We start from the raw sequence: 19,904 nt of genomic DNA on the forward strand, positions 1-19,904 counted from the left end.
AGGCCGGCGTCCCCTCAACGTCCCTGGATGGCGGTGGTCGGATCGATGGAGCGATTGGAATTCCGATTTCTGGGTTTTCCGGAGTTCCGCTTGAAGGGCCGGCGGGTGGAACTCGCCCTGCGCAAGGCGGCAGCCCTCCTCATCTATATCGCCGAGGCCAGCGGGCCGGTGGCGCGCGAGGTCGCCGCCACGCTTTTGTGGCCCGAGACCGACGATCAGGCCGCACGCGCCCGCCTTCGGCGGACACTCTATAAAATCCGCATCGCGTTCGGCAGTGAGATCATCGCCGCCACAGGCGGCTCCCTCAGCCTGCACCCAGCATTGTCCGCCGAGATCGACACCAGGGTTTTCGAGCATGCCTGCAATTCCGGCTCTCTCGACGCCGCAGCCGATATCTACAAAGTCGACTATCTCGCCGGCTTCTCGCTGCCGGACTGTCCGGAATTCGAAGAATGGGTCTTCTTCCGGCGGGAGACCTTGCGCGGCCGCTTGGTGCAAACGCTGGAGCGGCTCGTCGAAGCCAAGATCGCCGGCGGCGAGCCGCGCGGCGCGATCGTTCATGCGACGCGGCTGGCGGCACTCGACCCCCTGAGCGAAAGCGCGCACCGCCACTTGATCCGTGCCTACCTGGCGGCAGGCGACAGGGCGGCGGCGGAGCGTCAGATCGAGACGTGCATCCGGCTGTTGCGGGACGAACTCGGCGTAGCGCCGAACCCCGCCACGCTGGCCATGCTGCGCGAGCCAACTCAGGACACCACCTTGGACGTGCCCAGAACGCGCTATGTCGCGGTCGACGGCATCCACATCGCGTACCAGATCGTCGGTAGCGGCCCGACGGACATCGTGCTCGTTCCCGGCTTTATTTCGCATGTCGAGCGTATCTGGGAAGACCCGGGCTGCCGCGCCTGGCTGACCGCGATTTCGCGCCTGGGTCGCCTGATCCTCTTCGACCGGCGCGGCATGGGGCTTTCCGACCGCGTGGGTGCCCGTCCCACAGTTGAGGCGACGGCGCAGGATATTCTGGCGGTCATGAATGCGGCCGGCAGCCGCCGGGCTTTGCTCGTCGGCGCGTCGGAGGGTGGGCCGGGCTGTATCCGTTTTGCGGTCGAGCATCCCGATCGGCTGACAGGCCTTGTCCTGTGGGGCTCGCTTGCGAAAGGCAGCCGCGCGCCTGACTATCCCTACGCCTTGACCGTCGCGCAGTATGATCTTTGGAAGCAACGCCTGCTCGCGGGCTGGGGTGGCCCGGCGGAAATCGAAACCTTCGCCCCAAGCCTCGCTGGCGACCGTCAGGCAAGGACTTGGTGGGCCGGATTGCTCAGGGCGGCCTCCAGCCCGGGCGCGGTCGCGGGCCTGCTCGAGGCATTACGGGACGCCGATGTCCGTCACCTCCTGGCAAAAGTCTCCGCCCCGACGATGGTCCTCCACCGTTCCGGCGACCGCGCCGTGCGCATCGAGGCCGGGCGGTTCCTCGCGGCCAGGATTCCCGGCGCGCGGTTCATCGAGGTCGACGGCGACGACCACTGGTTCTGGGTCGGCGACCAGCAGATGCTGCTCGACAGCGTCAGCGCGCTGGTGCGACGCGGCTGATCCGGCCTCACGCCGTCTTTTGCGTCACCAGTCCCAGCTCTTCCACCATCGCCTGACGCATCAGGAATTTCTGCGGCTTGCCGGTCACCGTCATCGGCAATTCGGTGCGGAAGCGGATGTGGCGCGGCACCTTGTAGTGGGCGATCTGGCCGGCGCAGAATGCCTTGATCTCCTGTTCGGTGGCGACCTGGCCGGGCTTGAGCACGATCCAGGCGCACAACTCCTCGCCATATTTGGCGTCGGGAATGCCGAAGACCTGGACTTCCCGCACTTTGGGATGGCGGTAGAGGAATTCCTCGACCTCTCTGGGATAGACGTTCTCGCCGCCACGGATGACCATGTCCTTGACGCGGCCGACAATGTTGCAATAGCCCTCGGCGTCGATGGTGGCGAGGTCGCCGGTGTGCATCCAGCCATCGCTATCGATCGCCTCGCGGGTCTTTTCGTCGTCGTCCCAATATCCCTTCATCACTGAATAGCCGCGCGTGCAAAGCTCGCCCGGCGCGCCGACCGCAATCGTGGCGCCATCGGCGTCGATGGCCTTGACCTCGACATGCGGATGGATGCGCCCGACCGTCGAGACGCGCTTTTCCAGGGGATCGTCAACGCTGCTCTGGAACGAGACCGGACTGGTCTCGGTCATGCCGTAGGCGATGGTCACTTGCGCCATATGCATCAGCGACACCACCTTCTTCATCACCTCGATCGGGCATGGCGAACCGGCCATGATGCCGGTGCGCAGGCTGGACAGATCGAAGGATGAAAAGTCCGGATGGTCGAGCATGCCGACGAACATGGTCGGCACGCCATAGAGGCCGGTGCAGCGTTCCTGCGACACGGCTTTCAACGTCAGTCCGGGATCGAAGCCTTCGCACGGGAAAACCATGGTCGCGCCCTTCGACACGCAACCCATCGTGCCCATCGACATGCCGAAGCAATGATAGAGCGGCACAGGGATGCAGAGCCGGTCTTCGACGGTGAGCTTGATGGCCGAGGTGACGAAATTGCCGTTGTTGACGATGTTCAGATGGGTGAGCGTCGCGCCCTTGGGTGCCCCTGTCGTGCCCGAGGTGAACTGGATGTTGATCGCATCGCCCGGCTTCAATCCCTCGGAAATGCGGTCAAGACTGTCATGCTCGTCGCGCCCAGCCATGGCCAGCACATCGCCGAAATTGAACATGCCTGGCGAGTTCTCCTCGCCCATGCGGATGACGATCCTGAGCGCCGGCAACTTGCTGGCCTTCAGTTTGCCCGGTGTTGCCGTGGCGATCTCCGGCGCCAGCGTCTCGATCATGCCGAGATAGTCCGACGTCTTGAAGTTGGCCGCCGTCACCAACGCCTTGCAGCCGACCTTGTTGAGCGCATATTCCAGTTCGGTCAGCCGGTAGGCGGGATTGATGTTGACCAGGATCAGGCCGATGCGGGCGGTGGCGAACTGCGTCACCAGCCATTCCCACCGGTTGGGTGACCAGATGCCGACCCGGTCGCCCTTCTGGAGACCAAGTGCCAGGAAGCCGGCGGCCAGCGCATCCACCGTGTCCGACAGTTCGCTCCAGGTGAAGCGCTTGTCCTGGCCGACAAAGACGGCGGCATCGAGCGTGCCGTGTTTGCTGACGGTGTCGGAGAAAAGTGCTGGAATGGTCTTGTCGAGCAGCGGCACGCCGCGATCGCCCGAGACATGCGCCCTGCCATCCACGGGCGCGATAAAGACGCCGCCAGCACGCGCGCCTCGGCCGCGCAGATTGGTGGCGTTCTTCAGCTCGTCGAGATTGACCGGCATCGCTGTCTCCTCCAAGACTGGCCGAACCTATCAGCCTGCCGGGATGCTGGAAATCCCGTCGATGGTACTGGAGCCCCCTTCCTGAAGGATCGCTATGCGATCGCTGCCGCCATTTTCGCGACGATGTCGCGCAAGACGGCTTCGTCGACCGCGGCACGTGTCTTCCTCGAGGCCACAAGGCAGGCCTGCGACTTCAGCACGACGCCATCGCCCAGCACCTTGAGATGGTTGGCGCGCAGCGTCGAGCCCGTGCTGGTGATGTCGACGATGACGTCGGCAAGGCCGGCCGCCGGCGCGCCCTCGGTGGCGCCGAGGCTCTCGACGATGCGATAGACCTGGATACCGTGTTTGAGCGAAAAGAACTGCTGCGTCAGCCGCCAGTATTTGGTGGCGATCCTGAGCCGCCGGCCATGACGCTGGCGGAAATCGGCTGCAACGTCGTCGAGATCGGCCATGGTATCGACATCGAGCCAGATCTCAGGCACCGCGACCACGACATCGGCATGGCCGAAGCCGAGGCGGGCGACGATCTCTGCCCGCGCTTCCCAGTCGGCGAGATTTTCCCGCACAAGGTCCTCACCGGTAATACCGAGATCGACCGCGCCCTGGCCTATTTCGCCCGATATTTCGGAGGCCGACAGGAAAACCACTTCGACATTGTCCAGGCCCTCGACGCGGGCGTAATATTTGCGCTCGTCGCCAGGCAGGCTGACGGCGAGGCCAGCCTTGGCCAGCACCTCCAGGGCCTGCTCCTTGAGCCTGCCCTTCGACGGGATCGCCAGTGTGATCATGATGCCGCCCCCCGCAACGCCTCGATGCGGTCGAGCCACACCGAGAAGCCGACACCAGGGATCGCGGTCTTGGCGCCGAGCAGCGTCAGCAACCTGTCATAGCGCCCGCCACCGGCGAGGGGACGCTCGCCATTGGCGACTGCGATTTCGAAGACCACACCCGTGTAATAATCGAGCGGACGGCCGAAAGCGGCGTCGTAGCGGATTTTTCCCGAGGGCAAGCCATGCGCCTCGATCGCCTTGGCACGGGCCGAGAATTTTTCCAGCGCGGCGCCCAGCGAAAGTCCGGCGCCGGCGGCGAAGGTTTCCAATGCCTGGGCTGCGCCATCGAGCGGCACGTCGATCGCCAGAAAATTCTTCAGGGCAGCGAAGGCCTCGTTCGACAGCCGCACGCTGCGCAACTCGGCTTTCTCGATCAGCCGCCGCGCGATATCCGACGGCGCGCGCCCGGCGGATGCCGACAGGCCAGCCTCTTCCATGCCGCCGGCAATGTGCTGGGAAAGACCGTCCAGATCGCCGTCGAGAACAAGCGCCGCGACTGGACCGGAGAGCTGGCCGTTGCGCGGCGGGTTGGCGAGATCGGCGAGTGCGGCCTCCAGCATCGGCGCCGAGCCGAAGGCGCGGGCCAGCCGCATGCGCCAGCCGCGCGGCAGGCCAAGGGCCGCCAGCACCGCCTCGAACATGCCCTGGTCACCGAGCGTGATCGCCAGCGACTGGCCGGGCAGCACCAGCGACAGCAACGCATGCGCGTCGGCCACCGAGCGGGCATCGGCTTCGGCCGTGTCGCGGTCGCCGAGATCCTCGATGCCGGCCTGGAAGAACTCATTGCCGCCCTCGCGGCGCTGGCGAAACACTTCGCCGAGATAGGAATAGCGGCGCGGCGTGCCGGCCTGGCTGGCTATGTGGTCGAGGCAGACGGGAATGGTGAATTCGGGCCGCAGGCAGAGCGTCTGCCCGGTCTCGCTTTCGGTGAGGAAAATGCGCCGGCGCAGATCCTCGCCGGCCATGTCGAGGAACGGATCGGCCGGCTGCAGCACCGCGACTTCGACGGCATGTGTGTTGCGCGCAGCGAAGAGTGTGGTGATGTCGGCTGATATGGCGGGGTAGCGGGAGGTCATGGACAGGATGGGCGCGACGCGCCACCCTTCACACGATCGGCAGCCTGCGCCGCCAAAATTTTCTTCACCTCGGCGACCAGTTCGCCTTCCGCCACCGTCACCTGCGCCGGGCGCGCGGCGCGCCATTCGGCGTTATCCGTGATCTCCGCCGACATGCGGGCGCCTTCGATCAGGTCCTTGATCTGCAATTCGCCTTTGGCGCGCTCGTCGCCGCCCTGGATGACGGCGATGGGACAACCGCGCCGGTCGGCATATTTGAGCTGCGCCTTCATGCCGGCGCCGCCGAGATACATTTCGGAGCGGATGCCGGCGGCGCGCAATTGCGAGACCATCTTCTGGTAGCGGCCGAGACTTTCCGTGTCCTTGTCCATGACCAGCACGACAACCGGCGCAATCACATCGGTGCTGTCGAGCTTGCCGAGATTTTTCAGCGCCGTCATCAGCCGGGAGACCCCGATCGAAAAACCGGTCGCCGGCACCGGCTCGCCACGGAAGCGCGAGACCAGGCCGTCATAGCGGCCGCCGCCGCCGACCGAACCGAAGCGCACGATCTGTCCGTCCTCATTGGGGATTTCGGCTAGAAGCTCGGCCTCGAAGACCGGGCCGGTGTAATATTCCAGGCCGCGGACGACAGAACGATCCATGGCAATGCGGTCCTCGGCATATCCGGCGGCCCTGACCAGGGCTTCGATCGTCGCGAGTTCGCCAACGCCCTCCTGGTAGACCGCGTTCCCGCTGACGCTGGCATCCTGGCCAGCCTGCGTATTGCGCGTGGTCGCCAGAAGAACGGCCTCGGCTTGCGTGTCATTCAGCCCGGCGCCCTTGGCGAAGTCGCCCTCGCCTTCCTTGCCACCGTCCCAGCGCCCCGGCCCAAGCAGAAGCCGGACCCCTTCCGGACCGAGCTTGTCCAGCTTGTCGATGGCACGCAGCACCGTCAGCCTGCGCCCGACATTCTCGTCACCGCCAAGTCCGATCGCCTCCAGCACGCCGTCCAGCACCTTGCGGTTGTTGACGCGAATGACGTAGTCGCCGCGCTTGATACCGAGCGCTTCCATGACGTCGGCCATCATCATCGCCATCTCCGCGTCCGCCGCCACGCCCGGCGTGCCGATCGTATCGGCGTCGAACTGCATGAACTGGCGGAAGCGGCCGGGACCGGGCTTTTCGTTGCGAAACACCCAGCCGGAACGGTAGCTGCGATAGGGTTTCGGCAGGCGTTCGAAGTTCTCGGCGACGAAGCGCGCCGTCGGCGCGGTCAGGTCGTAGCGCAGCGACAGCCACTGGTCGTCATCGTCCTGGAACGAGAAAACACCTTCGTTCGGCCGATCCTGGTCGGGCAGGAATTTTCCCAGCGCATCGGTGTATTCGATCAGCGGCTGGTCGGCCGGCTCGAAGCCATAAAGCTCATAGACCGAGCGGATCGTCGCCATCATCTTCTCGACGGCGCGAATGTCTTCGGCGCTGCGGTCGGCAAAACCGCGTGGCAGCCGCGCTTTCGTCTTTTCCGATTTGTCGGCCATGGGATTCGCCCGGTATTTCGTGTTGCTGAAAGCTTAACAGCGTTGCGATTTTCGCAACGGGCGTGTCCTAACCGAAGAGGCCCTATGCGGCAAGGCCGGCGGCGGGCACGGTATCCAGGCGTGCGAGGGGCACGCGCGGGCGTTCGCCGAAACAAGCACGCACCGAAATGGAAACAATCCCGCCATCAGCCCGGCATCGTGCCGACACAATCGCGGCCGACATAGCATACCGACACGAAGGGGTTCGGGACATGACCAGCGCAACGACATTCCATGCCAACGGCGAAGCCGGTGAATTGCCGGCACGTCTGCGCCCGGCGGGCATCCATGCACCGAAAATGATTGGCCAGGCGGCCGGACCGTTCGATGTACCGGCCGACACCGGCAAGGATCCTTCCCTGCGCGACGCCTTGCTGACCGGCCTGCTGGTGATCTATCCGACAGTGGCTGCCGTGGCGGCGATCGTCGCCGGGCTGTTCCTGGCCGGTGCCAACGGCACCTGAACTGCCCGTAGCTATTTCGGCCGTTTGAAAGCCTTCCGTTCCTTCTCGACCTCCTTGCGGCACACACACCCCTCGAGATGATCGTTGACCATGCCCATGGCCTGCATGAAGGCGTAGACCGTGGTCGGGCCCACGAAGGTCCAGCCGCGCTTCTTCAGGTCCTTCGATATCCGCACGGAGACCGCGGTGGTCGGGTTGGCGCGCAGATGGGCGAGGTCGACGGTTTGCGGCCGTTCCTCCCTGCCGGGTTCGAACTTCCAAAACCAGGCGGCCAGGGAGCCGAACTCGTCGACCATTTCGCGGGCGCGTTTGGCATTGTTGATGGTCGAGACGATCTTGCCGCGATGGCGGATGATGCCGGCATTGCCGAGCAGGCGCTCGACGTCCCGTTCGGTGAAGGTGGCGACCTTGTCGAAGTCGAAGCCAGCGAAGGCCTCGCGAAAATTCTCCCGCTTGCGCAGAATGGTCAGCCACGACAGGCCCGACTGGAACCCTTCCAGGCAGATCTTCTCGAACAGCCTGCGGTCGTCGGCCACCGGCCGGCCCCATTCATGGTCATGGTAATGCAGATAGTCGGGCAGATTGCCATGCCAGAAGCAGCGCGCGACACCGTCAGGACCGGCAAGCAGGCCGGTTTTTTCATTGCTCATCCTGAAAATTCCATCCGTTAACACGCTTCCGCGCTGTCTTTACCGTGGCTTTACCAGATTCCTGAACCCGACGGTAACCACACCAAAGGGTTTACTGACAGAACCGCATTTTACGCATTCCGATTCATGTTTCGGTTGCTGCTCGCCGCCAATGATCGCGCAAGCCGGGAGCGTTCTCGCCCGGTGTATTAGACGATCAAGGTGCGTTCCCGATGAAGAGAGTTCTGTTTCCCTTGCTCGGCGCCGTGGCTGTGTTTGCCGCCGGCGTCACACCCTCAACCGCCGGCGACCGCTATGCCGACAGACCGCCGGTGATGGTGAGCCCCGACCTTTCCGCGCCCTGGGTGCTGCAACTCGGCCATGCGCCGGGTATCGCTCGGCAGAACCGACAGGCCGCGCAGCCGCGCCAGCGCACCGCGCAGCCCGACCGCGTGCAGACGGCCGCCGTGCAGGCCCCGGCCAAACGCATGGTCATGCGCCCGCAGATCAATCCGGTCTACCTGCCGCAGGAAGTCGCCTATGAAGGCGCCCAGAAGCCGGGCACCATCGTCATCGATACCACGCAGAATTTCCTCTATCTGGTCGAGAAGAACGGCAAGGCGCGGCGTTACGGCGTCGGCACCGGCAAGCCCGGCTTCGAATGGTCGGGCACGCACAAGATCACCAACAAACGCGTCTGGCCGGACTGGCGTCCGCCGGCGGAGATGATCAAGCGCGAGGCGGCCAAGGGCCGCTACCTGCCGACCTATCTGGCCGGCGGCATGGAAAACCCGCTCGGCGCGCGCGCGCTTTATCTCGGCACCACCGAGTACCGCATCCACGGCACCAACCAGCCCTGGACGATCGGCGGCGCGGTGTCGTCGGGCTGCATCCGCATGCGCAACGAGGATGTCGTCGACCTCTATGAACGGGTCAATGTCGGAACGACGGTCGAAGTGATATAATGATAGCGAATCAGCCGGTTAAGCAGTGTTGAGTAGTTTTTGACGCACTGTTGCCCTCAAGTCATAGCGCACTTTTGGAAGACGTGCTTAGACTGGCAGCGAGTTAACGGGGGACGGGCCGTGTGGGGATACGGCCAGTCGCGAGAGGGCAGCACGGGTAACCGGGCTGCCCTTTTCGTTTCACGGTGCGACAGGTCGCCCCGAAAGCACGGTGTTTCGTTTTCGGGGCTGATTTCCGGACCATGCTCTGCTATTGCAGTGCACAATTTCCCCACCAAAGGTTCGAACTATGTCCCCGTCCGACGACAGCCGCTATCTCAAGGGCGGGCCGGTTGCCCAGCGCATCATCGCCGCCGTGCGCGAGGACGCGGCCATTGCCAAGGCTGAGGGTTTCCCGCCCAAGCTGATCTCGATCACCGTCGGCGATACCGACGCGGTCGATGTCTATGTGCGCAACCAGCGTGCGAAGGCACAGCTCGCCGGCATCGATTTCGAGGAGCGGCGTTTTCCCGCCACCATCACCGCAGGTGAACTCGAAGCAGCCATCCACGGCCTGAATGCCGATCCGCGCGTCACCGGCATCATCATCCAGCGGCCGGTTCCCGCGCATATCCCGATCAAGACGCTGCAGGCGGCCGTGCATCCGCTGAAGGACGTCGAGGGCATGCACCCGGCCTCGATCGGCAACATCGTCTACAACCAGCTCGACCTCGCGCCCTGCACCGCGGCGGCCTCGGTCGAACTGCTCAAGGAAACCGGCCTTGATCTCAAGGGGCTTGAAGTGGTCATCGTCGGCCATTCGGAAATCGTCGGCAAGCCGATCGCTTTCCTTCTAATGAGCGAAGGCGCGACCGTGACGGTCTGCCATCACATGACGCGCTCGGTTGCCGCCCATGCGCGGCGCGCCGACGCGCTGTTCGTCGCCGTTGGCAAGCCCAGGCTGATCAAGGCCGACATGGTGAAACCAGGGGCGGCCGTCATCGATATCGGCATCAATTCCGAAATTGGGCCTGATGGCACGAGCCGCATTGTCGGCGACGTCGACACCGAAAGCGTACGCGAGGTTGCCTCCTGGATCACACCTGTGCCAGGCGGCGTCGGCCCGATCACGGTGGCGATCCTGCTGCGCAACACGATGGTGGCGCTCAGCCGCCAGCGCGCGCTTTATGAAGCTACCTACGGCACGGCGGGCAGGCTCGCGGCCGAGTAGCGGTGGGCCTACCTACTCCGCCGCCACCAAGCTTTCTTCCAGAACGCCTTCCGGCTTCGGCCCGCCATAAGCCCAGTCGAGCAGCTTGATCGTATGCACCACAGGCATCCTGGCGGTGGATGCGATCTGCGTGATGCAGCCGATATTGCCGGTGGCGACGATCGAGGCGCCCGTCGCCTCGATATTTTTCACTTTGCGATCGCGCAGCCTGGCCGAAATCTCGGATTGCAGGATGTTGTAGGTGCCGGCCGAGCCGCAACAGAGGTGCCCCTCGCGCGGCTCGCGCACGACGAAGCCGGTCTTGGCGAGCAGTTCCTTCGGCTGGCGGATGATCTTCTGGCCGTGCTGCATGGAGCAGGCTGAGTGATAGGCAACGACCGTGCCCGGCTTGCGCACCGGTTCAGGCAGATCGATGGCGGACAGATACTCGGTGATATCCTTGGCCAGCCCCGACACGCGCGCGGCCTTGTCGGCATAGGCCGGATCGAGCCGCAGCATGAAGCCGTAATCCTTGATCGTCGTGCCGCAGCCCGACGCGGTGATGATGATGGCGTCGAGCCCGCCTTGCTCGATGGCGCGCGTCCAGGCATCGACATTCTGCCTGGCCGAAGCAAGGGCGGCTTCTTCCCGCCCCATGTGATGAACCAGTGCGCCGCAGCAGCCCTCGCCCGGCGGCACCACGACCTCGACGCCGAGCCGGGTCAGCAACGAGATGGTGGTGTCGTTGATGCCGGGATCAAGCACCGACTGCGCGCATCCGGTAAGGATGGCGACCCGGCCCTTTTTCGTCCCCTGCCCAGCATGGACGCCCGGCAAGGCCATCGGCGAGGCCGCCGGGATCGACGCCGGTGCGAGCTTGAGCATCGCGCCGAGAGGCTTCAGCGCCGGAATTTTTTCGAACAGATCGATGAAAGGCTTGCCCAGCCTGGCCAGCTTGAGCGCGGCGCGGAAGCGTTGGGGATAAGGCAGCACGAAGGCCAGCATGGCGCGGGTCAGCCGGTCGAGCAGCGGCCGCGTGTAAGTTTCCTGGATATGAGCGCGGGCATGGTCGACCAGGTGCATGTAGTTGACGCCCGACGGGCAGGTGGTCATGCAGGCGAGGCAGGACAGGCAGCGGTCGATATGGGTGACGATCTCCTTGTCGGCGGGACGGCCGTTCTCCAGCATGTCCTTGATCAGATAGATGCGCCCGCGCGGCGAATCGAGTTCGTTGCCAAGCGTCACATAGGTCGGGCAGGTGGCGGTGCAGAAGCCACAATGCACGCATTTGCGCAGGACCTTTTCGGACTCCGCGACATGCGGATCGGCAAGCTGGGCGGGCGAAAAATTGGTCTGCATCTCTGATGTCCTAGGCCATGCGGCCGGGATTGAGGATGTTCTTCGGGTCGAATTCCTGCTTCAGCCGCTGGCTGAGCGCCGCCAATGCCGGCGCCTGCGGCTCGAACACCGGCAGAGCCGCCCGATGGGAAGGGGTAGCGCGCACCAGCGTCGCATGGCCGCCGCCATGTTTCCTCAGAAGCCCGCGCAGCAGAGCGGCTTCGGGATCGCCCTCCTCCATGCGCAGCCACACCAGCCCGCCCTGCCAGTCGTAGAAGGCGCTGACGGCGGCCTGCATGCGCAGCGTCAGAACCATCTGATGCCCCTGGGCGGGCATCATCGAGACCCGCCAGACCGGCTTCTCGCTGCCATCGACGAAGGGCCGGCAATCCCTCATATCGCGCCAGATTGCCTTGGAGGTCTCACTGGCAATCTCCTCCAGCGGCCCGGCCTTGCCGAGCAGTGTCCTCAGCGCGGCGATACGATAGGCGACGGAAGGACCAAAGCCCTCGACGCGCAGCAGCGTGGCGGCATCACTGCCGAGCGTGCCGCCGGCAACACGCGCGGCGATGCGCTCCGGCAGGTGGGCGGCACTCGACACTTCGGCGCTGGAACCAAGCGCCAAGGCCATGGCGGTGCAGGCGGCATCATCGAGCAGGCCACGAACGGCGAGCGTGACTTCGGTCTCGGCCGCTGGCAGCACCTTGAAGGTGACGTCGGTGAAGACGGCCAGCGTACCCCAGCTGTTGGCCATCAGCTTCGACAGATCGTAGCCGGTGACGTTCTTGACCACGCGGCCGCCCGACTTGAAGGCTTCGCCCCGGCCGGAAACGACATTGATGCCCAGGATATGGTCGCGCGCGGCGCCCGCCTTCAGCCGGCGGGGACCGGACAGGTTGGCGCCGAGCACGCCGCCAATGGTGCCTTTGCCCGGCTCGCCACCGAGCAACAGGCCGTAGTCCATCGGCTCGAAGGCAAGCTGCTGGCCCTTTTCAGCCAGCAGCTTTTCGATCTCGGCCAGCGGCGTGCCTGATTTGGCCGACAGCACCAGTTCGGCGGGCTCATAGAGGATCACGCCCGAGAGTTTCGACAGGTCGAGCGTGTGCTCGGTCTGCAACGGACGACCGATGCCGCGCTTGGAGCCGCGGCCAAGGATTTCGAGCGATATTTCCTCTGCCGCCGCCCAGGCAACGGTGGAGAGGACTTCATCTGAGGTGGTGGGGGTGAAGGTCATATTCGCACCTGATTCCTCCCCCCGCTTTGCGGGGGCGAGGAACCCGAGTTCTGCGGCCCCATCATCTCAAAACCTCGGAATGTCGGGAAATGCCATCTGGCCGCGGTGCACGTGCATGCGGCCGAGTTCAGCACAGCGACGCAGTTGCGGGAACACCTTTCCGGGATTGAGCAAATGGTTGGGGTCGAAAGCGCATTTGACGCGCATTTGCTGATCGAGGTCGACCTGGTTGAACATTTCCGGCATCAGGTCGCGCTTCTCGACCCCGACGCCATGTTCCCCGGTGAGCACGCCACCGACCTTGACGCAAAGCCGCAAAATGTCGGCGCCGAAGCTTTCCGCCTTGTCGAGTTCGCCCGGCACATTGGCATCGTAAAGGATCAGCGGATGCAGATTGCCGTCGCCGGCGTGAAAGACATTGGCGACGCCGAGACCGTATTTTTCCGACAGCTCGCGCATGCCGGCCAGCACGCGCGGCAACTCCTTGCGTGGGATCGTGCCGTCCATGCAGTAATAGTCGGGCGAGATGCGGCCAACGGCGGGGAAGGCCGCCTTGCGGCCGGCCCAAAAACTCAGCCGCTCCTGCTCGGACTGCGAGATGCGGCACGTAGTCGAGCCGTTGCGGATGGCGATCGCCTCGACCGCGGTGATGAGATGATCGACCTCCACGCTCGGACCGTCGAGCTCGACGATCAGCAGCGCCTCGACATCGAGGGGATAGCCGGCATGGACAAAATCTTCCGCCGCATGGATCGCCGGCCGGTCCATCATTTCCATGCCGCCTGGAATGATGCCGGCGCCGATGATGTCGGCGACGCACTGGCCGCCCTGCTCGCTGGTCGGAAAGCCGATCAGCAGGGCGCGCGCCGTCTCCGGCTTCCTCAGGATGCGCACGGTGACCTCGGTGACGACGCCGAGCAGACCTTCCGAACCGGTCATGACGCCGAGCAGATCATAGCCCTCGGCGTCAAGGTGGCCGCCGCCGAGCCGCACCACCTCGCCATTCATCAGCACCATCTCGATGCCGAGCACATTGTTGGCGGTGAGGCCATATTTCAGGCAGTGCACGCCGCCGGAATTCTCCGCCACGTTGCCGCCGATCGAGCAGGCGATCTGGGAGGATGGATCGGGGGCATAGTAAAACCCGTCCTGCTCGACGGCGATGGTGATGCCGAGATTGGTGACGCCGGGCTGGGCGACGACGATACGGTTGGGAAAATCGATCTCGAGGATGCGGTTGAACCTGCTCATGACGAGCAGCACCGCGTCCTCCAACGGCAGCGCGCCGCCCGACAGCGAGGTTCCGGATCCGCGCGGCACGACGCGAATGTTGCGGTCGTTGCAGTATTTCAGCACGCGCGAGACCTGCGCCACCGTCTCGGGCAGGACCACGACCAGTGGCACTTGCCGGTAGGCGGTCAGGCCATCGCTTTCGAAGGCTCGCATTTCGTTGGCGGCGTCGACCACGCCCTCGCCCGGCACGATGATGCGCATGTCGGCGACGATTTCGTTGCGCCGGCGCAGCGTCCCGGCGTCTGGCTTGGGCATGGCAAGGCCGGACATCGGCGCTTCCTCCACTCGACTGGTAAAAATGATTTACCAGCTAGCGGCATTTGTTGCAAACCCTGCTTTGGTGGCATCCGGGCGGCGAACGCGGGCAAAGCTTCCGCAGCGGCAATCTGCCGCTGCATTTCTATTGCGTTCGAAGCATGCGCGGACTATTCGCCCGGATGTTTCGCCGGCTCGGAATGCATCCGTCGCACCCTGCGCACGCCCCACCAGACCAGCAGGACGGCGAACGGCACCGAGGAGGCGGTGACGACCTCCGGCGCGAAGGTGTGGCCAAAAACCGATGCGCCCTTGGCGACATAGCCGATGAGGCCGACCACGTAATAGGAGACGGCGGCGACCGAGAGGCCTTCGACGGTCTGCTGCAGGCGCAGTTGCAGGCGGGCGCGGTTGTTCATCGAGGCGAGCAGGTCGCGGTTCTGCTTCTCGACCTCCACATCGACCCAGGTCCGCAGCAGCGTAGTGGCACGGGTCAGCTTCCGCGACAGATTGGCCTGGCGCTCCTCGACCGAGCGGCAGGTGCGCATGGCTGGCGCCATGCGCCGCAGCAGAAAGCCCGCCCAGGTGTCGTAGCCCTGGACAGGCTCCTCATCCAACGCCTCCAGCCTTTCCGTGACGATGCCGTCATAGGCGCGGCTGGCGCCGAAGCGGTAGAGGCTGGAAGCGGCATCAGCCTCCAGTTCGGCGGCAAGCTCCGTCAGGCCGGCGAGCAGCGTCTGGTTGTCGCGCGTCTCGGCGACCTTCATTTCCAGCGTCGTCTGCGCCAAGCGGTCCTCGATGCGGCGAGCGCGGCCGGACAAGGTGAGCGCCAGCGGCAGGCCGAGCATGGCAAGCGTGCGGTAGGTTTCGATGTCGATCAGCCGCTGCGACAGCGCGCCGGTGCTGGCCGGAGTGAGACCACGGTCGAGCACCAGCATGCGGGTCATGCCGTCGCCGTCCTGGCGGAAGTCGGTGACGATCGCCGCGCTGCCGCGTTCGACCAGCGAGTGACAGAGGCTGGTCGGATCGAAGCCGGCGATCAGCCTCTCGTTCGCCTGCGTCCATTTGCGGATCTCGAGCCGGATACCCGAGATGACGGTTCCCGGCGGCGAAAAACCGTTGCCGAATGGCGAATCCTCTTGCCCCCGCCCGTTCTCGGCCAACGGCCCTTCCCAGAGATAGGTCGAGAATTCCGTGTGCCGCTCCCAGCGCAGCGTGCCCTTGCCCCATTTCATGGCGTGGTGGCGGGCATGACGCTCGGGCGCGGCGATGCCGAGGCGGCGTGACAGTTCCGAAAGCACGGCATGGTCGACCGCGGAGCCGCCTTCGGTCATGAAGGAGAGTTGGACGAGCACGCGCGGCTTCTCGACCAGCGGATGCGGGCGGGCATGAACCTCGCCGAGCGCGCCGGGCCGGCCTTCATGCGCCGGAAAGCCCAGGACACTGCCTTGGCTGCGCGGCTGGAATTCAAGATTGGACGTCTCGTCCGACACGTCTGGTCCCCCTGGTTTCGACCCTTCGTGCAATGGCGTCCTCTTGCGGCAATCGGCGAGGGACGTAAACAGCAAAGTTTAGCCCGAGGCGATATGCCGGCGCGACGCGGAAATCGACCCGATGAGACGAATTGGATAAATAATTTGACCAGTTGGCGACGGAGGCATTAATCTGCGCGACATCATTCCGTTCTCCAGGCGCTTCCTTTGGGCGACATTTTCTCCAGGATCGAGCATTCGCGCACCGCCGACGAGGTGGTGCAGCAGATCGAAAGCCTAATTCTCGAAGGCGTGCTGCGCACCGGCGACCGGCTGCCCGGCGAGCGCGAGCTGGCACGCCGGTTCGATGTGTCGCGGCCCATTCTGCGCGATGCGCTGAAGGCGCTCGAAGGGCGCGGCCTGCTGTCGACACGTCCGGGCGGCGGTACCCACGTCGCCGACATTATCGGCCAGTTGTTCACCAAGCCGGTGGCGGACCTGATCTCGACGCATCGCAAGGCGGTGGCCGACTATCTGGAATACCGCCGCGAGATCGAAGGCATAGCCGCCGAATATGCGGCGCGGCGCGCCACACCCGAGGACCTTGCCCTACTCGACCGCATCATGGCACGCATGGACGAGGCGCATCGCACCGGCGACTTCGACGACGAGGCCGAGATCGACGTCGAATTCCATCATGCGATCTGCGAATGCGCGCACAACATCCTGCTCTTGCACACGCTGCGTTCCTGCTATCGGCTTTTGTCGGAAGGCGTGTTCCAGAACCGGCTGCTGGTGTTCACAGTGCCCGGCGCGCGCGAGGCGCTGCTGGCGCAGCACCGGGCGATCCACACCGCGGTCAAGGCCGGCGATCCGGCCGGCGCCCGCCAGGCGGCAATGGACCACATGACCTATGTCGAGCGTTCGATGGCGGAAGCCGAGCGCAGCGGCGACTGGCAACGCGTGTCGCGGCTGAGGCTGAGGCAGCGTTCGGAAGCCGGCGACAGCGAACCAGCGCGCAGGCGCTCCTAGTCAATTCGACCAAGCGGGGATCATCATGAGCGACATTCTCACCATCGCAGACCTCAAGGATCTCGCGCGCCGGCGCGTGCCCAAGATGTTCTTCGACTATGCCGACTCAGGCGCCTGGACCGAGAGCACCTACCGCGCGAACGAGGAAGACTTCCAGAAGATCAAGTTCCGCCAGCGCGTGCTGGTCGACATGAGCAACCGCTCACTGGAAACGACCATGATCGACCAGAAAGTGTCGATGCCGGTAGCGCTGGCGCCGACCGGCCTGACCGGCATGCAGCATGCCGACGGCGAGATGCTGGCAGCGCAGGCGGCAGAGGAATTCGGCGTGCCGTTCACGCTCTCGACGATGAGCATCTGCTCGATCGAGGATGTCGCTTCGGTGACAAAGAAACCGTTCTGGTTCCAGCTCTATGTACTGCGCGACAAGGACTTCGTGCTCAATCTGATCGACAGGGCGAAGGCGGCGAAGTGCTCGGCCCTGGTGCTGACGCTCGACCTGCAGGTCCTCGGCCAGCGCCACAAGGATGTTCGCAACGGGCTTTCAGCGCCACCCAAGATGACGCTGGCCAACATAGCCAACATCGCGGTGCGGCCTAGCTGGTGGATGGGCATGGCTGGCACGAAGCGCCGTACCTTCCGCAATATCGTCGGCCATGCCAAGGGCGTCGGCGACGTGGCTTCGCTGTCGTCATGGACGACGGAGCAGTTCGATCCGCAACTGTCGTGGAAGGACGTCGCCTGGATCAAGGAGCGCTGGGGCGGCAAGCTGATCCTCAAGGGCATTCTCGACAAGGAAGACGCACTGATGGCGGCCAAGACCGGCGCCGATGCGATCATCGTTTCGAACCATGGCGGGCGGCAGCTCGATGGCGCGTCATCGTCGATCATGGTGCTGGAGGAGATCGCCGATGCGGTTGGCGACAGAATAGAAGTGCATATGGACGGCGGCATCCGCTCCGGCCAGGACGTGTTGAAAGCGCTCTGCCTCGGCGCCAAGGGCACCTATATCGGCCGACCATTTCTTTACGGCCTGGGCGCGCTCGGCAAGGAAGGGGTTACCAAAGCGCTGGAAATCATCCGCAAGGAGATGGACATTACGCTGGCTCTGTGCGGAAAGCGTCTGGTCACCGACATGGGCAAGGACCAGCTCCGGCGCTAAGTCCGTGACATCTGACCACGGAGATCAAGACCTTGGCGGAACCCGGCATCCATTTCCTCGACGCACGCGGGCCGGCCGGCGTGCGTCTCTACGCGATCGGCGACGTGCATGGCCGGCTCGACCTGCTGGCCGCCATGCACGGCCAGATCAAGGCCGAGATCGCGAAGGACCTGGTTGCGGACTGGCGCATCATCCATCTTGGCGACTATGTCGATCGCGGACCGGACTCCAAGGGCGTCATCAACTTTCTGATCGAAGCGCGCGAACGCGATCCGCGAAACATGATGCTGGTTGGCAACCACGACATCGGCTTTCTCGACTTTCTCAAGACACCCGATCCCGAAGGGCTCTTCATCCGCTTTGGCGGTATCCAGACCGCGCAATCCTATGGGGTGACGATCAGCAACGGCAGCGGCGTTTGGTTCGGCAAGGCGGAATCAGCCATGCGCAAGGGCCACCAAGCCCTGCTCGAAGCCGTGCCGCAAAGCCATGTCGACTTCCTGCGATCGTTGCCGTTCTCGGTGACGTCAGGCGACTTCTTCTTCTGCCATGCCGGCATTAGGCCAGGCATTCCCCTGGACAATCAGAACCCGCAGGACCTGATCTGGATCCGCGATGTTTTCCACGACCACACCGGCCTCTTCGCCAAGGTCGTGGTGCACGGTCACACACCGGTCCCGGAGGCGGAAGTGATGGCCAACCGCGTCAATGTCGACACGCTTGCCTGGCAATCAGGCATGCTTACCGCGCTCGTTGTGGACGGCGTGGACAAACGCATCCTGGAAATGTCGATAAAAGAGCCTTGAGGGCCTCGGCGCCCGAGGGTGTGACGGATGCCCTGGCTTAGCGCAGGGAGGCGGTGACGCCGTAGCCGTCGACGGCGTTGTGGTTGTTGGCCGCATCGGCGGCATAGATACCAAGACCGCAAAGCACGATGGCGGACAACATGGCAAAGGACAGAAGCGCTGCTTTCACGGAGGTCATCTCTTGTTGAGCCTTCTGCATCTGTGCACGAGGCGGTTACCAATGCGTTGAAAAGGACAAATCGCTTCAAAGTTTCCACGATTTCGCGCTTCTAGGCGTGTTCCGTATCGATGGTGTGTCGCGCGGGTCACACAAAAGGTTCATCCCGGTTGCACAGCCGACATAGAGCGCGCGCCTTCTAGGATGACGGCCGGACACAAGCCAAGGATGAAAGGGGTTTTCCCGGACGGATTCATGGCCGCGTGCCAATTATGTCACGCAGAACGCGAGGGATGGACGCTCAGGCTGTTTCGAAATTCGCTCTGACAGCCTCTCAGATCGTCGCCACCCAGGCACGGGCAATGGCGAGACCAGCAGCATCGGCGTCAGGGCCATTGCGGGCCATTTCGCCATCGAGCCTGCCGGCCCAGTCGGGATGGCGCGCGGCAATGATCGGCGCGAAGGAGGAGCTCCAGTCCTTCACCATCGGCCGGTCAGCTTCGAAGTGGAACTGGAAGCCGTAGATGGCGCGGCCGAGGCGAAACGCCTGGTTTTCGGCGACATCGTTGCCGGCGAGCCGCACGGCGTTTTCGGGCAGCACGAACGTGTCGTCGTGCCATTGGAAGATCGGGAACTTCTCCGGCAGCTCAGCCAGCACCGGATCGGCCCTGGCGTCCGGCGTCAGCGACACGCCGCGCCAGCCGAATTCATTGGCGCCGCCGATGCGGTTCTCGCCGCCAAAGGCACGGGCGACGAGTTGGCCGCCGAGGCAGATGCCGAGCACGGCGCGGTCCTTGCCGGCAAAATCGCGGGTCAGTTCGAGCAGCGCCGGAAAATAGGGATATTCTTCGTCGGCCAGCGCATTCTGGCCGCCGCCGAGCACCACCATGGCATCATGGCCGGTTGCGTCCTGTGGCAGCGGATCGCCCTTGTAGGGGAGGCGCACATCGAGATCGGCACCCGCTTCCGCCAGTGCCGCGCCGACCTGGCCGAGCCCGGTATTGTCGTAGTTCTGGACAACCAGCACACGCATCGAAAACCTGCTGACATGAAAAAGGTGCCGCGAGCGA

18 protein-coding genes are annotated in these 19,904 nt (G+C 64.3%); 7 read left to right on the forward strand and 11 right to left on the reverse strand.

Annotated elements, in window-relative coordinates; translation table 11 throughout:
• Nucleotides 1-90 precede the first annotated feature (90 nt).
• Nucleotides 91-1,590, forward strand: a complete 1,500-nt coding sequence (locus FJ941_RS08040) for an alpha/beta hydrolase (protein WP_246673740.1) — start codon at nucleotides 91-93, stop codon at nucleotides 1,588-1,590.
• A 7-nt stretch (nucleotides 1,591-1,597) separates the two neighbouring features.
• Here the strand turns inward: FJ941_RS08040 and FJ941_RS08045 are convergent, their stop codons facing one another.
• The 4 genes from FJ941_RS08045 to hisS form a co-directional block, all read right to left on the reverse strand.
• Nucleotides 1,598-3,370 (reverse strand): AMP-binding protein, encoded by a 1,773-nt coding sequence (locus tag FJ941_RS08045; protein ID WP_140504568.1) that lies wholly within the window; start codon nucleotides 3,368-3,370, stop codon nucleotides 1,598-1,600.
• A gap of 92 nt (nucleotides 3,371-3,462) precedes the next feature.
• A complete protein-coding gene (gene hisG, locus FJ941_RS08050) occupies nucleotides 3,463-4,161 on the reverse strand; it encodes an ATP phosphoribosyltransferase (RefSeq protein ID WP_140504570.1) in 699 nt (232 codons plus the stop codon).
• Nucleotides 4,158-5,279: an ATP phosphoribosyltransferase regulatory subunit gene (locus FJ941_RS08055; RefSeq protein ID WP_140504571.1), complete on the reverse strand. Its 1,122-nt coding sequence runs from the start codon at nucleotides 5,277-5,279 to the stop codon at nucleotides 4,158-4,160. Before FJ941_RS08055 ends, hisG begins: the two co-directional genes overlap by 4 nt.
• Nucleotides 5,276-6,799, reverse strand: coding sequence for a histidine--tRNA ligase (gene hisS, locus FJ941_RS08060; RefSeq protein WP_140504573.1), 1,524 nt, complete (start codon nucleotides 6,797-6,799; stop codon nucleotides 5,276-5,278). Before hisS ends, FJ941_RS08055 begins: the two co-directional genes overlap by 4 nt.
• 251 nt (nucleotides 6,800-7,050) lie before the next feature.
• On the opposite strand from hisS, the gene FJ941_RS08065 reads away from it, so the two are divergent.
• Complete coding sequence (locus tag FJ941_RS08065) at nucleotides 7,051-7,302, forward strand: hypothetical protein (protein WP_140504574.1); 252 nt, start codon at nucleotides 7,051-7,053, stop codon at nucleotides 7,300-7,302.
• 11 nt (nucleotides 7,303-7,313) lie between these two features.
• Here the strand turns inward: FJ941_RS08065 and FJ941_RS08070 are convergent, their stop codons facing one another.
• Entirely contained in the window at nucleotides 7,314-7,952 is a 639-nt protein-coding gene (locus tag FJ941_RS08070) for a DNA-3-methyladenine glycosylase I (protein ID WP_140504576.1), read from the reverse strand.
• A 212-nt stretch (nucleotides 7,953-8,164) separates the two neighbouring features.
• Here FJ941_RS08070 and FJ941_RS08075 point away from each other — a divergent pair, with 212 nt between their 5' ends.
• Both FJ941_RS08075 and FJ941_RS08080 read left to right on the forward strand, forming a co-directional pair.
• Nucleotides 8,165-8,896, forward strand: coding sequence for a L,D-transpeptidase (locus tag FJ941_RS08075; protein ID WP_140504578.1), 732 nt, complete (start codon nucleotides 8,165-8,167; stop codon nucleotides 8,894-8,896).
• A 289-nt stretch (nucleotides 8,897-9,185) separates the two neighbouring features.
• The gene (locus FJ941_RS08080) at nucleotides 9,186-10,106 is read left to right on the forward strand and encodes a bifunctional 5,10-methylenetetrahydrofolate dehydrogenase/5,10-methenyltetrahydrofolate cyclohydrolase (RefSeq protein WP_140504580.1); all 921 of its coding nucleotides are present in this window, start codon (nucleotides 9,186-9,188) and stop codon (nucleotides 10,104-10,106) included.
• A 12-nt stretch (nucleotides 10,107-10,118) separates the two neighbouring features.
• On the opposite strand, the gene glcF is transcribed toward FJ941_RS08080, so the two are convergent.
• From glcF to FJ941_RS08100, 4 genes are all read right to left on the reverse strand, one after another.
• Nucleotides 10,119-11,444: a glycolate oxidase subunit GlcF gene (gene glcF, locus FJ941_RS08085; RefSeq protein WP_140504581.1), complete on the reverse strand. Its 1,326-nt coding sequence runs from the start codon at nucleotides 11,442-11,444 to the stop codon at nucleotides 10,119-10,121.
• Between the two features lie 10 nt (nucleotides 11,445-11,454).
• The gene (gene glcE, locus FJ941_RS08090; protein ID WP_140504583.1) at nucleotides 11,455-12,657 is read right to left on the reverse strand and encodes a glycolate oxidase subunit GlcE; all 1,203 of its coding nucleotides are present in this window, start codon (nucleotides 12,655-12,657) and stop codon (nucleotides 11,455-11,457) included.
• 66 nt (nucleotides 12,658-12,723) lie between these two features.
• The gene (locus FJ941_RS08095; RefSeq protein WP_140504584.1) at nucleotides 12,724-14,220 is read right to left on the reverse strand and encodes an FAD-linked oxidase C-terminal domain-containing protein; all 1,497 of its coding nucleotides are present in this window, start codon (nucleotides 14,218-14,220) and stop codon (nucleotides 12,724-12,726) included.
• Nucleotides 14,221-14,375: 155 nt separating this feature from the next.
• Nucleotides 14,376-15,698, reverse strand: coding sequence for a DUF3422 family protein (locus FJ941_RS08100; protein ID WP_140504586.1), 1,323 nt, complete (start codon nucleotides 15,696-15,698; stop codon nucleotides 14,376-14,378).
• A gap of 207 nt (nucleotides 15,699-15,905) precedes the next feature.
• Here FJ941_RS08100 and FJ941_RS08105 point away from each other — a divergent pair, with 207 nt between their 5' ends.
• Genes FJ941_RS08105 through FJ941_RS08115 form a run of 3 tightly spaced genes read left to right on the forward strand, consistent with a single transcriptional unit; the run spans nucleotide 15,906 to nucleotide 18,677 of the window.
• A complete protein-coding gene (locus tag FJ941_RS08105) occupies nucleotides 15,906-16,709 on the forward strand; it encodes an FCD domain-containing protein (RefSeq protein WP_140504588.1) in 804 nt (267 codons plus the stop codon).
• A gap of 25 nt (nucleotides 16,710-16,734) precedes the next feature.
• On the forward strand, nucleotides 16,735-17,871 hold the full coding sequence (locus tag FJ941_RS08110) for an alpha-hydroxy acid oxidase (protein WP_140504589.1): 1,137 nt from the start codon (nucleotides 16,735-16,737) through the stop codon (nucleotides 17,869-17,871).
• A gap of 32 nt (nucleotides 17,872-17,903) precedes the next feature.
• Complete coding sequence (locus tag FJ941_RS08115; protein ID WP_140504591.1) at nucleotides 17,904-18,677, forward strand: metallophosphoesterase; 774 nt, start codon at nucleotides 17,904-17,906, stop codon at nucleotides 18,675-18,677.
• 37 nt (nucleotides 18,678-18,714) lie between these two features.
• On the opposite strand, the gene FJ941_RS08120 is transcribed toward FJ941_RS08115, so the two are convergent.
• On the reverse strand, nucleotides 18,715-18,855 hold the full coding sequence (locus FJ941_RS08120) for a hypothetical protein (protein WP_023782442.1): 141 nt from the start codon (nucleotides 18,853-18,855) through the stop codon (nucleotides 18,715-18,717).
• A 313-nt stretch (nucleotides 18,856-19,168) separates the two neighbouring features.
• Nucleotides 19,169-19,867, reverse strand: coding sequence for a type 1 glutamine amidotransferase (locus FJ941_RS08125; protein ID WP_140504593.1), 699 nt, complete (start codon nucleotides 19,865-19,867; stop codon nucleotides 19,169-19,171).
• Between the last annotated feature and the right edge of the window lie 37 nt (nucleotides 19,868-19,904).

Origin of the sequence: Mesorhizobium sp. B2-3-13 (assembly GCF_006442195.1) — a bacterium.
In the GTDB taxonomy this organism is placed as follows: domain Bacteria; phylum Pseudomonadota; class Alphaproteobacteria; order Rhizobiales; family Rhizobiaceae; genus Mesorhizobium; species Mesorhizobium salmacidum.